This is a genomic window from Microbacterium sp. MEJ108Y (assembly GCF_000834175.1).
GTDB classification, from domain to species: Bacteria; Actinomycetota; Actinomycetes; order Actinomycetales; family Microbacteriaceae; genus Microbacterium; species Microbacterium forte.
Window position 1 is genome coordinate 37,643 of the sequence record NZ_JXQX01000028.1, and the last position, 12,648, is coordinate 50,290.

The window sequence follows — 12,648 nt, forward strand, 5'->3', positions numbered from 1 at the left end:
GTCTCGCGTCGCGTCAAGGGCTGGCGCGCCATTTGCCTTTTCTGCGCCGGTCGCACAGGCTGAGCGCATGACGATCTCGAAGCTCGGTGTGATCTGGAACCCCTCCAAGGTTGACGGGGATTCGCTGCGCGAATCCGTCGCCGCGACGTTCGTCTCCGACGGAGTCGAAACGCCCGTCGAGTGGTGGGAGACCAGCATCGAGGACCCGGGGCGCGGTATGGCCGCCGACGCGGTGGCCGCAGGCTGCGACGTGGTGATCGCCGTCGGTGGAGACGGCACCGTGCGGGCGGTCGCGGAATCGTTGGCGGGCACGGACTCCGCGCTCGGCATCGTGCCGCAGGGCACCGGCAACCTGCTCGCTCGCAACCTCGAGATCCCGTTGAACGACATCCCCGCCGCACTGGAGCGGGTCCGCGACGGGGAGCCGCAGCGGATCGACATGGGCTGGGTCGACCACGACGGCACCGAGCACGCGTTCGTGGTGATGGTCGGCTTCGGCATCGACGCTCAGATGCTGGTGGAGACCGACGAGGACCTGAAGAACCGTGCCGGATGGATCGCATACGTGGAGGCGATGGGGCGTGCCCTGGCCGGCACCGAGATGACCGACATCACCCTCACGCTCGACGAGCAGGAGCCGCAGGCCCTCCGCGGTCACACGATGCTGATCGGCAACTGCGGCATGGTGCAGGGCGGCATCCGTCTCCTGCCGGACGCCGTGCTCGATGACGGGCTGCTCGACATGCTGCTCGTGAGCGCCGATGGGCCACTGCAGTGGCTCGACACGGTCCGCGCCTTCGTCTGGGAGAACGGCATCCGCCGCATGATGGGCAATGTCGACACCGCGGTGAGCACCGACTCGACGACCCACATCTCCGCAGAACGCATCCGGGTCGAGCTCGCGTCACCGCAGACGTTCGAGATCGACGGCGAAGAGGTCGGAGCGGTCTCCGACTTCACTGTGCGGGTCCAGCCCGCAGCGCTCACGGTTCGCTGAGGGTTCCCGGCGGGACGAGCTTGCTGTCCTGCAGCGGGAACACGACCTTCTGGACGACGATGATGATGCTGGCGGCGACCGGGATCGCGACGAGCGCGCCCAGGATCCCGCCGAGCGCGCCTCCGGCGACGGCAGCGATGACGACGAGCGCACCGGGTACAGCGACGGCCTTGTTCATGATGCGAGGCGATAGGACGTATGCCTCGATCTGCATGTAGACGAGGTAGTAGCCGAAGGCGATGAGCGCGGTGACCGGGCTCACGATCAGGCAGATCAGCGCATTGATGATCGACGCAGTCAGGGTGCCGACGAGTGGGATCATCGAGCCGATGAAGGCGATCAGGGCGAGCAGGGCAGGCACGGGCGCGCCGATGATGCTCAGAACGATGAGGCTCAGGATGCCGTTGATCAGCGCGAGGCTGGCCTGTCCCATCACATATCGTCCGACGGCACCCGAGACGTCTTCCAGGAGCCCGCCGAAGGTGTCCCGCTGGTACGACGGGACGAAGCGCACGGCGACGCGCTTCATGCTGCGGAGGGACGCCATGAAATACAGCGTCAGAATCAGCACGATGGTGACTCCGGTGAACCCTCCGGCGATGCCGGCGCCGACCGCGAACACGCCGCCGCTGATGTTCAGGATGTTGCCCGGGTCCTGCACGAAACTCAGCACGCCCTGGGCCGCGTCGTCGAAGGTGGAGCCGAACTGCTCGCTGACGTCCTTGAACCAGGCGCTGGCCATGAAGTCCTCGACCATCTTCGGGCCGTCCTGGATCAGGTTTGTCACCTGCTCGACGAGGAGCGGCACGATGGCGAGGATGATCCCTACGAAAGCCAGGACCACGACGGAGACGACGATCGCGACCGCCGCTGGGCGAGGGAGCTTGCGCTCGATGAACGAGACGACGGGGTCCAGGCCGAGGGCGAGGAAGACGGCGACCCCGATGTAGACGAGCACCGTCGCGAGCTGATCGACGATGCCTCCGATCAGGAGGGCGACCAGGACGCCCAGCGCACCCAGAAGTCCGTATGTGAACGGGTTGATGCGAGCGAGCGCCGCCGCCGCGGTCTTGGGCTGAGCCGGGGGAGTCTCGGTCGTGTGGACCTTCTTCGACTGCAGCCTGTCGTTCTTGCGGCGCATGATGGCCCCTCGCTATTGTTCGTTCGGACCCCTCAGTTGACCAGTCGATGCGGGGGAAAGCAAGCGCGACACGGCCACGCTCTTTGTGGTGTATGACGTGGTGGATGTCGGATGCCTGTGCGATCGTTCACGCATGGATGCCCTGACACTCAGACCCTGGTCCGCGGGTGATCTCGAGCTGCTGCGTGTGGCGAACACTCCGGAGATGACGGCCCATCTGAACGGCGTCGAGAGCGAGCAGCAGCTGGTCGACCGCAACGCCCGCTACCTCCGCCTGTGGGAGGCGGGAGAGGCCAGGATGTTCGTAATCGAGGACGAGGATCGTCGTTCGCTGGGGTCGATAGGGTTCTGGAACTCCGAGTGGCGTGACGAGCCGGCGTTCGAGACGGGGTGGTTCGTGATTCCTGACGCGCAGGGGAGAGGCGTGGCTTCCCGGGCTCTCGGTCTGCTGATCGATGACGCGACAGCGCACCGTGGTGACCGCAGGTTCCTGACGGCATTCCCCTCGGTGGAGAACGCGGGGTCGAACGGCGTCTGCCGTCGCAGCGGGTTCGAGATGGTGGGCACCTTCACCGACACGTTCCGCGGTGCAGAGCTGACGATGAACGAATGGGTGCTGGATCTCGTCGGCTGAGCGCGCGCTACTCGGCCGTCTCGGGCTTGTCGCCCTTCTCGCTCTTCGGCGACGACTCGAACGCTGCGCCGAACGCGACTCCCAACGCCAGGCCGAACGCAACCCCGACGCCCACGTTGTCGAACAGCAGCATCCCTGCCCCCGCACCGATCGGAAGCCCGATCGCCATCCCGAGAGCGATGCCGACACCCGGCTTCTTCGTCGAGTTCTCGGTTGCTTCGGAGTTCTCGTCTGATTCGGTCATACGCAGCACGATACGTAGTCGGGCGAGCACCCACATCCCCCGCAAGACGGACACGGTGCGGTCTGCGGCGGGCAGGAAGACAAGAACGCCCCCGAGCCACAGCTCGGGGGCGTTCTCGGAGAATTCTGCGGATCAGACTCCGAAGTACAGCTCGTTCCTCCGGGGGTATAGGGGGATCATGAGAGTCGTTGTGAGACGCGGACTTCCGAGGGCCATGTTTGGGGATTCATGGTTACAAATTGCGCCCCTGTCGGCTTGTCGGCCGGGAGGGCGAGGAGAGTGGGGTTCTCTGCTTTCGCGGTCTAGCTCGCGGCAACCCTGTTGAGGAAACGCTCGACAGTCTGCCCCACCACAAGATCGGGCTTCAGCTCATCCATGAGATCCCAGTCGATGTCTGGTCCCCAGTGGAAGTGAAACTCTCGAAACAGGTGCTTTCCCCACCACGAGAGGTAGCCGGCGAAATCACCCGTCCCGAAGAATGAGTTGCCGAAGACGAGCACTTTGAGCGGGCTCGGGGCGGTGCTGTTGGTCCACCTGAACCGGCGGCCCCTCATGCCGCCGTCAGCAGGGAAGTGCTTCTCCACCATCGTGAGGCCGCCCGCGTAGGCCGCAAGCTCATCGGCGCTCGGCTCGACGATACGTGAGTAAAAAGGCAACCTGAATCGGCCGGTGAGGTCACCGACTGCGTGCCTGAATTGGTACATGCGAACGCCATCGACGAGCGGAACGAGCTGGGGGTCGATCTGAGCGGCCAGTGCAGAGAACATTCGCTGAGCACCGACCGCTGAGAAGTGGGTGTCTGTCATCAGGAACGGATCATCGACTTCGTTCCACTCCTCAAAGGGTGCAAGGCCGCTGACGTAGAAGTCGGCGTCGCGCAGCCTGCTCTCTATCTCTAGAAGCACGGGGCTCGGACCATCGATATCGAGAGGAGCATCCTCGCGCAGGACGGTCAGTTTCTCCGGGATGATGGTCTGAACGAAGCGCGCGCCACGCGCCTCGCATCCTTCTCCCCGCTGGGCGAGCACATCCATCCACTGATCAACTCGTGACAGGAGCGCATCGTCGACGGGCTCGTCGTACAGCGACAGCAGGGAGTTGGTCCCACCGGTGAGGAACAGGTGCCCGCGGAGGCCGATGACCGCTGACCCATCCATCGACGGCAACCCGGCCGGCATGAGCATGGGGGACAGGTTGCCCGCCTCGACCTGGTGTTTCACCGCGTTCCGGTCCTCCGGGGACCAAAGGGTGGTCGACGATACGCCATTCAGTTCTTCAACGGCGGTCTTCCTCAGGGTGGCTAGACCTTCGGCTCCGAGGCTCAGTGCTGCCTCTCGACCATCGCTCAGAGCTTTGACCAGGAACCGTCCGGATACGACATCGAGAGCGGTGAAGCGTCGGGAACACTCAAGAGAAAACCACGCGTCTTGGGTCGTGATCTTCTGCAGGTCGCCACGAGTTGCGCTCGGTCTCGTTTCCCCGACGATCTCGCCGTCGAAGGTGGCGACCACCCGAACATCCCGGTTATCCGCTGCCTCCGGATCGAACACCCAACCCCTGATGATCTGCCGCTCGAAGTCGAAGCGCTCTGCGTACCCTTGCACGCGGACCACTGTAGCGGACGACCTACGAGACGGCCGGAGCTGCTCGCGTCCTCCCGGATACGGAGTTGGGGTGATTCGCGCGCGCGGCAGCCACTTACGTCCTACCTCGTACGTGACGAATCGTCACGTGCCGCTGTGACCGCAGCGCTGCAGGCGCGTGGGCCCATCCCGGCCCGGCTCGAACGGGCAGCCTCCCTCTCCGACTAGCTGGACGCGTAGCCGGGGTGAGCTGACGCGCCTAGGGCGGGACCGAGAAGGACTCTACGCGAGACGCAAGAGAGCCCGCCAGGCATGGCCTGACGGGCTCTCTGTGAGATTCTGCGGACTCCCTGCGGACTAACCCCCGGAATTCCGCGTGATCTGGCTACACTCCGAAGTACAGCTCGTACTCGAACGGGTGCGGACGCTGAGCCATCGGCAGGATCTCGTTCTCGTACTTGTACGAGATCCAGGTCTCGATGAGCTCCTCGGTGAACACGCCGCCCTCGAGGAGGAACTGGTGGTCCGCCTTCAGGGCGTCGAGCGAGTCCAGCAGGGAGTTCGGGACCTGGGGGATGTTCTTGGCCTCCTCGGGAGGAAGCTCGTAGAGGTCCTTGTCGACGGGCTCGTGCGGCTCGATGCGGTTCTTGATGCCGTCGAGACCTGCCATGAGCTGTGCCGCGAACGCCAGGTACGGGTTGCCCGAGGCGTCGGGAGCGCGGAACTCGATGCGCTTGGCCTTCGGGTTGGAGCCCGTGATCGGGATGCGGATGGCAGCCGAGCGGTTTCCTGCGGAGTAGACCAGGTTGACCGGCGCCTCGAAGCCCTTGACCAGACGGTGGTAGCTGTTCAGGGTCGGGTTCGTGAACGCGAGCACGGCCGGGGCGTGTGCCAGGAGTCCGCCGATGTACCAGCGGGCGACATCGCTGAGCTGGCCGTAGCCGGCCTCGTCGTAGAACAGCGGCTTGCCGTCGTTCCAGAGCGACTGGTGCGTGTGCATGCCCGAGCCGTTGTCGCCGTAGAGCGGCTTCGGCATGAAGGTGGCGACCTTGCCCCACTCCTCGGCGGTGTTCTTGACGATGTACTTGAACTTCAGGATGTCGTCCGCCGAGTGCACCATGGTGTCGAAGCGGTAGTTGATCTCCTGCTGGCCCGCGGTGCCGACCTCGTGGTGCGAGCGCTCGAGGATGAATCCGGCCTCGATCAGCTTCAGGGTGATGTCATCGCGCAGGTCAGCGGTCTTGTCGACCGGGCTGACGGGGAAGTAGCCGCCCTTGTACGGGGTCTTGTTGGCGAGGTTTCCGCCTTCTTCCTCGCGACCGGTGTTCCACGCGGCCTCTTCGGAGTCGACCTTGTAGAAGCTCTCGCCGGCGGTGACCGAGTAGCGCACGTCGTCGAAGATGTAGAACTCGGCCTCGGGGGCGAAGAACGCGGTGTCGGCGATGCCGGTCGATGCGAGGTACTTCTCGGCCTTCTTGGCGACCTGGCGCGGGTCCTTCGAGTAGATCTCTCCGGTGCGGGGGTTGTAGATGTCGAAGATCATCACGAGGGTGCTCGCCTCGCGGAAGGGGTCCATGTAAGCCGTGGTGACATCAGGGATGAGCTGCATGTCGGACTCGTGGATGCTGGCGAAGCCGCGGATCGAGGAGCCGTCGAACAGCTGCCCGTCCACGAAGAAGTCCTCGTCGACAGTGGCCGCTGGGATGTTGAAGTGCTGCTGCACACCCGGGAGATCAGTGAATCGGATGTCAAGGAACTTGACGTCGTTCTCCTTGATGAAGGTCAGCACCTCGGACGAATCTTTGAACATGTACGACTCCTGGATTGCGGATCGATGGCTTCACGGCCATTGTGCACAGTACGTGCGGGGCGTTACTCCACGGTATCCGCTTTGTTTCCAGCATGTTACGCGCCGGTAGGCTGATGACGTGACGGATGCTGTGAACACGTACCCCGGAGAACGACTCGGAATGCCGCAGACGGGGACGGGCAGCATCGCCCGCCCTGGGCGGCGGATCGGGGCTCTCCTCATCGACTACATCGCCGCGACGATCATCGCCACCGGCTTCCTCGGATACGACCAGTTCGCACTGCCCGCAGAGGCAGGCCTGACGATGTTCGCGCCGATGGGCGTGTTCGCCCTGCTGCAGATCCTGTTCATCCCGACGGCGGGTGGCAGCCCCGGACACCGCATCCTCGGCATGCGCGTCGTACGCCTCGGCGGTGGCTGGGTGGGAGTGTGGCGGCCGATCGTGCGCACGCTGCTCATCGTCATCGTGATCCCGGCGGTCATCTGGGATGCCGACCAGCGAGGTGTTCACGACAAGGTGACGGGACTCGTTCTCATCCGCGCCTGACGCGGCTCACTCCTTGCCGCGGTTGCGGCGTCGTGCCTCGCGCGGTGCGCGACCTCCGAGGAACGAGCGTGCGGGGTCGACGACGTAGCCCTGTCGCAGCGCCTCACGACCGATGAGCATGCGGAAACCCATCTCATCTCGGTTGCTCAATGTCACCTCGGCGAGCACCTCTCGGTCATGCAGACGAATGAGCATCTCGACGACGAGTCGCTCCTGCGCATGGCCGGAAGAGCTGCGCACCGCGCGGCGATCGTGCACCGGGGATTCGACGATCACCGCGTCCTCCTGGCTGTCCTGCCAGGGCTTCACCCGGAACCGGACCCACGACACGCCGTCGCGCTCGAACTCCTGGATCTCGAATGCGTGCAGCGAAGAGGTGCGGGCGCCCGTGTCGATCTTGGCTTTGAGCCAGTCCACACCGAGATCGGGCAGGCTCACCCATTCTCGCCACCCGATAAGGGTGTTTGAATGGGATGACTTACTCACCCGACCATCCTGGCAGGAAATCCCCCGTGAAGATCGCAGTGCTCTCCCGCGCGCCGCAGGCGTACTCCACCCAACGGCTGCGCGCCGCCGCGCTCCAGCGAGGTCACAACGTCAAAGTGCTGAACACGCTGCGCTTCGCGATCGATCTCACGGCCGACGAACCCGACCTGCACTACCGCGGACGTCAGCTCAGCGACTACGACGCGATCCTGCCCCGAATCGGCAACTCGATCACCTACTTCGGCACAGCAGTGGTGCGCCAGTTCGAGCAGATGGACGTGTACACGCCGAACACGGCGAACGGGATCTCGAGTGCCCGCGACAAGCTCCGCGCGAACCAGATCCTCTCGCGCCACAACATCGCGATGCCGCCCACGGCGTTCGTGCGCAACCGCGCCGATGTGCGGCCCGCCATCGAGCGCGTCGGCGGCGCTCCTGTCGTCATCAAGCTCCTCGAGGGCACGCAGGGGATCGGCGTCATCCTCGCGCCGCAGGTGAAGGTCGCTGAGGCGATCATCGAGACGTTGCACTCGACCAAGCAGAACGTGCTCATCCAGAAGTTCATCTCCGAGAGCCGCGGTCGGGACATCCGCGCGCTCGTGGTGGGAGACCGGGTGGTGGCGGCGATGCGACGGTCCGCAGCCGGAGACGAGTTCCGCTCGAACGTGCATCGCGGGGGCTCCGTCGAAGCCGTCGAGCTCGACCCCATCTACGAACGCGCGGCTGTTCGCTCGGCCCAGATCATGGGCCTGCGCGTCGCCGGAGTCGACATGCTCGAAGGCGACGAGGGCCCGCTGGTCATGGAGGTCAACTCCTCGCCGGGGCTCCAGGGCATCGAGACGGCCACCAAGCTCGACGTCGCCGGGGCGATCATCGACTACATCGCAGGGCAGGTGGCGTTCCCCGAGATCGATGTGCGCCAGCGCCTGACGGTGTCGACCGGCTACGGCGTCGCCGAGCTGATGGTGCACGGCGCGGTCGATCTTGTCGGCAAGACGCTCGGCGAGGCCGGACTCTGGGAGCGCGACATCACGGTGCTCACGCTGCACCGCGGCGTCTCCGTCATCCCGAACCCGCGAAAGCACGTCGTCCTCGAGGCCGAGGATCGACTCTTCTGCTTCGGCAAGCTCGACGAGATGCGATCCATGGTGCCGGAGCGCCGGCGTCGCCGCGCCAAGGTCCGCCGCCTCCCGCGTCAGCCGCTCTCCGAGTGAAACGACGAAGCGCGGCCGCCTCTCGAAAGAGGACGGCCGCGCTTCGTCGTATGCAGGCGTCAGATCAACGAGGGCGCTGCGCTCGGACCTTCGTGGGGTCGATGCCCTTCGGGATCGGCAGCGAGGAGATCGACTGCGACACCGACTCGATGCGTCGGATGACGGCGCCCATGGTGGCCTTGTCGATGACCTTCGGAAGCTTCTTGATCGTCTTGGCGAGGTCGGCGATGGCGACGTCGTCATCGCCGTGGCCGACGTAGAGCACGGTGACAGGCACGCCGTGGGCGACGCGGGCGGCCTTGCTGCGCTCGTCGTTCACGAGGCGGGTCAGGCGTCCGCGTGAGCCCTCTCCGACGACGACGACCCCGCCGCGTCCGACCGTGCGGTAGACGGCGTCCTGCGTCTTGGGGTTGATCCCCACCGGCGTCTCGGAGCCCTGCCAGTGGCGACCGAGGCTGGTGCTGAGCACGTGGCCCGTGGCACCGGGCATTCCGTCGATCTTCTGATACATCGCCGAGGTGGACAGGCGCGTCATCAGGAACATCGCGCCGAGCAGACCGAGCATCAGGCCCGAGATGCCCCAGAGGATGAGGGTCCACACCTGGAACGGCGGGATCAGGTAACCGACGATGAGGCCGACGAGCACACCGAGGACCAGCAGCGCGATCTGAGCCCAGGGCAGCCAGGGGTAGATCTCTCTCGTGAACTTGAAGAGGGACTTGATCTGGGAGAAGAATCCCGGACGCTTCTCGGGCGCGGACGTGCGGTTTGCCATGTGCATAAGAATACCGACTCCGGGAGGCGCTCATGGCGTCGTTCGCGTCAGGCGGATTCCTGGTCGCCATCCTCCTCTGCACAGGTCGTCGATCCCCGCGGAAGCGTCCACATCCCGCCTCCCTCCCACACAGGCTCCGTGCGATGCACTGACATGGGGTGATGGCAGATACAGAGGCGCGGTCACGAGGGGCGGTGCTCGTGCCGGGTGCGCATCGCGCGATCAGGAGGATCGACCCGGGCGAAGGACCGTACGCAGGAACGCTGGTCACCCGGGGCGGGTCGGTGGCCGTGCAGGTCGACTCGGAGTCGATCAGCGGGTGGGCGGGGTGGGAGCACGCCGGAGACGATCACGTCGCGGGTCCGCTCGACATCGTGCGGCGATCCGACGGGCATGACGTTCTTCTGCCGTGGTGCACGGAGCGGGTCTCCTCGTTCGTCGGACGCCGTGCCGCAGCCGATGCCTCGCTCGCCTCCGGAGAGATGACCACTCTCGTGGCGAGCATCCTGCGCGGTCTGGGCGAACTCGCGAGAGCCGAGGGGCACGATGAGACCGGCGAGTGGTGGCTCACGGACGACGGACGACCGACGTTCGTGATCGGTGCCGGCGAGACTGCTCGAGCCGCGGCGGCTGCCCTCGTGGCGCGGTTGCGGGAGGATTGTGCCGATCGCACGCTAGCTCGTCTGCTCGTCGTGATCGCGGAAGGGCTCGGTGCCGAGATCGCAAGGCCGGGGATGCCGGCTCGTCAGCTCGAGAGGTGGGAGGCCGAGCTGTTCGACACGGCGGCTCCGAAACCGCTGAAGCGAGATGTGCATGCGCCAGCGCTGGCAAGGCATACCGATGCGGCGAGGCATGCGGTCGTGGCACGGCCCGTCGCGCGGCGCCATCTGAGAACCCGCGCGTCGCTGCCGAGGGACCGCAGCGGAGTCGGGGCACTGTCGTCTCGAATCGTCGGTGGGATCGTGCATAGCCTCAACGGGTATCGGGACGGCGTCGCCCTCCGGCTCGGACGCAGACCTGGGCCCGGCATCGTCGAACGCTCGGTCCGTCGAACCGAGTCGGCAGACGTCGGCACCGCAGCTGGCAGACCTGCTCCCGTTAGACGCGGTCGACGAACGATCGTCGCCGCTGCGGCGGCGGCAGTGGTGCTCGCCGGCGGGCTGCTCTGGCCCGGCGGGGCGACGGGGGAGCCTGACGGGGAAGGCGCCCCCGCCGTGCCGAAGAGCACTCCCCTCGCGACGGAGGTGCACCGCGTCTCCACCGATTCATCGCCGACGCCCATGTCACCCGCACCGGATCCGCCGACGCCGGGGGAGGGATCGCCGAGCGACGGATCCGACCCGACGGACCCCGTGGAGGCGGCGCGGATGCTGATCAGTGCGATCGGCATCTGCGGCGAGAACGAGGACAAGGTCTGCGACGGTGCTGTCGCTCAAGGATCTGTCGGTGTCGTCGACGAGTTGGGCGGCGGCAACGAGGGAGCGCTGCAGCTTCAATCGGTGGATGAGTACGGAGACGTCGCAGTGATCCGGGTCTCCCCGTCTCAGGGCGTCAGCGATGGTGCGGCGTCGGAAGGTGGGGAACGGATGGTCGTGCTCGTACGGATCGCAGAGAAATGGCTGGTCCGCGACGTGTATGACGTCGCGGACCAGCCAGGGTGATGCTGTGGTCAGGCTCCGAGCTGAGCGGCGAACTGCGCCGACTCGAGGCGGGCCTTCACCGCGCCGAGGAAGCGGGCGGCGTCGGCTCCGTCGATGATGCGGTGGTCGTACGAGAGCGCGAGGTACACATACGAGCGCACGGAGATCGCGTCCGCTCCACCGACCTTGACGAGACCGGGACGCTTGACGACCGTTCCGGTGCCGAGGATCGCGGACTGCGGCAGGAACACGACGGGGGTGTCGAACAGCGCGCCACGCGAACCGGTGTTGGTCAGCGTGAACGTGCCGCCGGCGAGCTCGTCGGGCTTCAGCTTGTTGTCACGCGTGCGCGCGGCGAGGTCGGCGATCTCGTGGGCGATCTCCGCGATGTTCTTCGACGCGGCATCGCGCAGGACCGGCGTGAGCAGACCGCGCTCGGTGTCGACGGCGATCGACACGTTCTCGGACTCCGGGTAGACGATGTTCTCTCCGTCGACCGTGGCGTTCACGATCGGGAAGGCGCGCAGTGCCTCGGCGGCGGCCAGAGCGAAGAACGGCAGGAACGACAGCTTGTCGCCGGTCTTCTCGAGGAACGATCCCTTGACGCTGTCGCGGTACTCCGCGAGAGCGGTCACATCGACCTCGACCACCGTGGTGAGCTGAGCCGTCTGCTGCATCGACTCGACGGCGCGCTTTGCGAGCACCTTGCGCAGACGCGACATCGGCTGCGTGGTGCCACGCAGCGGCGACACCTCGAGCGGAGCCGGTGCGGCAGGAGCGGCGGCTGCAGCGGGTGCAGACGAGGCGCTCTCGGCGGCCTTGAGGACGTCCTCCTTGCGGATGCGTCCTCCGACACCGGTGCCGGTGACGCTGGCGAGGTCGACGCCCTGCTGCGAGGCCAGGCGGCGCACGAGCGGGGTGACGTACAGGTTGTCGCTCTCGGTCGGGAGTGACAGCTTCTGCTCGGCCTGAGCCGGAGCCGCGGCGGCGCCGCCGGTCGCCTGCTCCGGAGCCGCCTGTGCGGGAGCCGCCACGGGCGCCTCGGCGGCAGGCCGCTCTGCAGGCTTGTCGACGGGGGCCTCCGAGACCGATTCCTTGGCCTCAGGCGCCTCGGCAGCAGACGGCTGCCCGGCAGGAGCCGGGGCCTCTGCCGCGGGCGCGGGTGCCTGTGCCGGTGCGGCCGCGGGGGCCGCTCCGGAGCCGACACGAGCGAGCACAGCGCCCACCTCGACGGTCTCGTCTTCGGCTGCGACGATCTCCTGCAGCACACCGGCGACGGGCGACGGGATCTCGGTGTCGACCTTGTCGGTGGAGATCTCGAGCAGAGCCTCGTCGACCTCGACCGTGTCGCCGATCTGCTTGAGCCAGCGCGTGACGGTGCCTTCGGTGACGCTCTCGCCGAGTTCCGGGAGGACGATGTCAGTGGCGTCGCCGGCGGGTGCGGGCGCGGGAGCCGCCTCGGCGGCAGCGGGCGCAGCGGCTTCGGGCTCTGCGGGAGCCTCGGCCTGCGGCGCGGCCGGCTCGGGGACCTCCTCAGCGGCGGGGGCAGCGGCCGCGGGGGCGTCATCTGCCGGAGC

Annotated in this window: 12 protein-coding genes; 5 read left to right on the plus strand and 7 right to left on the minus strand. The window is 66.5% G+C overall.

Features of this window, described 5'->3' with window-relative positions:
* The first annotated feature begins 67 nt into the window (after positions 1–67).
* Positions 68–997, plus strand: a complete 930-nt coding sequence (locus RU09_RS12860; protein WP_042541159.1) for a diacylglycerol/lipid kinase family protein — start codon at positions 68–70, stop codon at positions 995–997.
* Here RU09_RS12860 and RU09_RS12865 read toward each other — a convergent pair.
* Entirely contained in the window at positions 984–2,138 is a 1,155-nt protein-coding gene (locus tag RU09_RS12865) for an AI-2E family transporter (protein ID WP_082041126.1), read from the minus strand. The two genes, RU09_RS12860 and RU09_RS12865, sit on opposite strands and share 14 nt — an antisense overlap.
* A 133-nt stretch (positions 2,139–2,271) precedes the next feature.
* On the opposite strand from RU09_RS12865, the gene RU09_RS12870 reads away from it, so the two are divergent.
* Positions 2,272–2,772, plus strand: a complete 501-nt coding sequence (locus RU09_RS12870) for a GNAT family N-acetyltransferase (protein ID WP_042541161.1) — start codon at positions 2,272–2,274, stop codon at positions 2,770–2,772.
* A gap of 7 nt (positions 2,773–2,779) precedes the next feature.
* Here RU09_RS12870 and RU09_RS12875 read toward each other — a convergent pair whose 3' ends face one another.
* From RU09_RS12875 to glnA, 3 genes are all read right to left on the minus strand, one after another.
* The gene (locus RU09_RS12875) at positions 2,780–3,016 is read right to left on the minus strand and encodes a hypothetical protein (RefSeq protein WP_042541163.1); all 237 of its coding nucleotides are present in this window, start codon (positions 3,014–3,016) and stop codon (positions 2,780–2,782) included.
* Between the two features lie 302 nt (positions 3,017–3,318).
* Entirely contained in the window at positions 3,319–4,620 is a 1,302-nt protein-coding gene (locus RU09_RS12880; protein WP_156145928.1) for a hypothetical protein, read from the minus strand.
* Between the two features lie 364 nt (positions 4,621–4,984).
* Positions 4,985–6,409, minus strand: coding sequence for a type I glutamate--ammonia ligase (gene glnA, locus RU09_RS12885; protein WP_042541166.1), 1,425 nt, complete (start codon positions 6,407–6,409; stop codon positions 4,985–4,987).
* 160 nt (positions 6,410–6,569) lie between these two features.
* Here glnA and RU09_RS12890 point away from each other — a divergent pair, with 160 nt between their 5' ends.
* Positions 6,570–6,956 (plus strand): RDD family protein, encoded by a 387-nt coding sequence (locus RU09_RS12890; RefSeq protein WP_153302300.1) that lies wholly within the window; start codon positions 6,570–6,572, stop codon positions 6,954–6,956.
* A gap of 6 nt (positions 6,957–6,962) precedes the next feature.
* Here RU09_RS12890 and RU09_RS12895 read toward each other — a convergent pair whose 3' ends face one another.
* Positions 6,963–7,442: an ATP-dependent zinc protease family protein gene (locus RU09_RS12895; RefSeq protein ID WP_042541169.1), complete on the minus strand. Its 480-nt coding sequence runs from the start codon at positions 7,440–7,442 to the stop codon at positions 6,963–6,965.
* Between the two features lie 26 nt (positions 7,443–7,468).
* Between RU09_RS12895 and RU09_RS12900 the strand changes: the two genes are divergently transcribed.
* Positions 7,469–8,656, plus strand: coding sequence for a RimK family alpha-L-glutamate ligase (locus tag RU09_RS12900; protein WP_042541171.1), 1,188 nt, complete (start codon positions 7,469–7,471; stop codon positions 8,654–8,656).
* A gap of 64 nt (positions 8,657–8,720) precedes the next feature.
* On the opposite strand, the gene RU09_RS12905 is transcribed toward RU09_RS12900, so the two are convergent.
* Positions 8,721–9,431, minus strand: coding sequence for a DUF4191 family protein (locus RU09_RS12905; protein WP_042541187.1), 711 nt, complete (start codon positions 9,429–9,431; stop codon positions 8,721–8,723).
* Between the two features lie 161 nt (positions 9,432–9,592).
* Between RU09_RS12905 and RU09_RS12910 the strand changes: the two genes are divergently transcribed.
* Positions 9,593–11,092, plus strand: coding sequence for a hypothetical protein (locus RU09_RS12910; RefSeq protein ID WP_042541173.1), 1,500 nt, complete (start codon positions 9,593–9,595; stop codon positions 11,090–11,092).
* 8 nt (positions 11,093–11,100) lie between these two features.
* On the opposite strand, the gene sucB is transcribed toward RU09_RS12910, so the two are convergent.
* Positions 11,101–12,648 (minus strand): 2-oxoglutarate dehydrogenase, E2 component, dihydrolipoamide succinyltransferase (sucB, locus tag RU09_RS12915; RefSeq protein ID WP_042541175.1); only part of this gene is annotated, 1,548 nt, incomplete at its 5' end.

Coding starts and splice junctions, on each gene's coding strand:
- RU09_RS12860 (WP_042541159.1), top strand. CDS start 68: ATGACGATCTCGAAGCTCGGTGTGATCTGGAACCCCTCCAAGGTTGAC.
- RU09_RS12865 (WP_082041126.1), bottom strand. CDS start 2,138: ATGCGCCGCAAGAACGACAGGCTGCAGTCGAAGAAGGTCCACACGACC.
- RU09_RS12870 (WP_042541161.1), top strand. CDS start 2,272: ATGGATGCCCTGACACTCAGACCCTGGTCCGCGGGTGATCTCGAGCTG.
- RU09_RS12875 (WP_042541163.1), bottom strand. CDS start 3,016: ATGACCGAATCAGACGAGAACTCCGAAGCAACCGAGAACTCGACGAAG.
- glnA (WP_042541166.1), bottom strand. CDS start 6,409: ATGTTCAAAGATTCGTCCGAGGTGCTGACCTTCATCAAGGAGAACGAC.
- RU09_RS12890 (WP_153302300.1), top strand. CDS start 6,570: ATGCCGCAGACGGGGACGGGCAGCATCGCCCGCCCTGGGCGGCGGATC.
- RU09_RS12905 (WP_042541187.1), bottom strand. CDS start 9,431: ATGGCAAACCGCACGTCCGCGCCCGAGAAGCGTCCGGGATTCTTCTCC.
- RU09_RS12910 (WP_042541173.1), top strand. CDS start 9,593: ATGGCAGATACAGAGGCGCGGTCACGAGGGGCGGTGCTCGTGCCGGGT.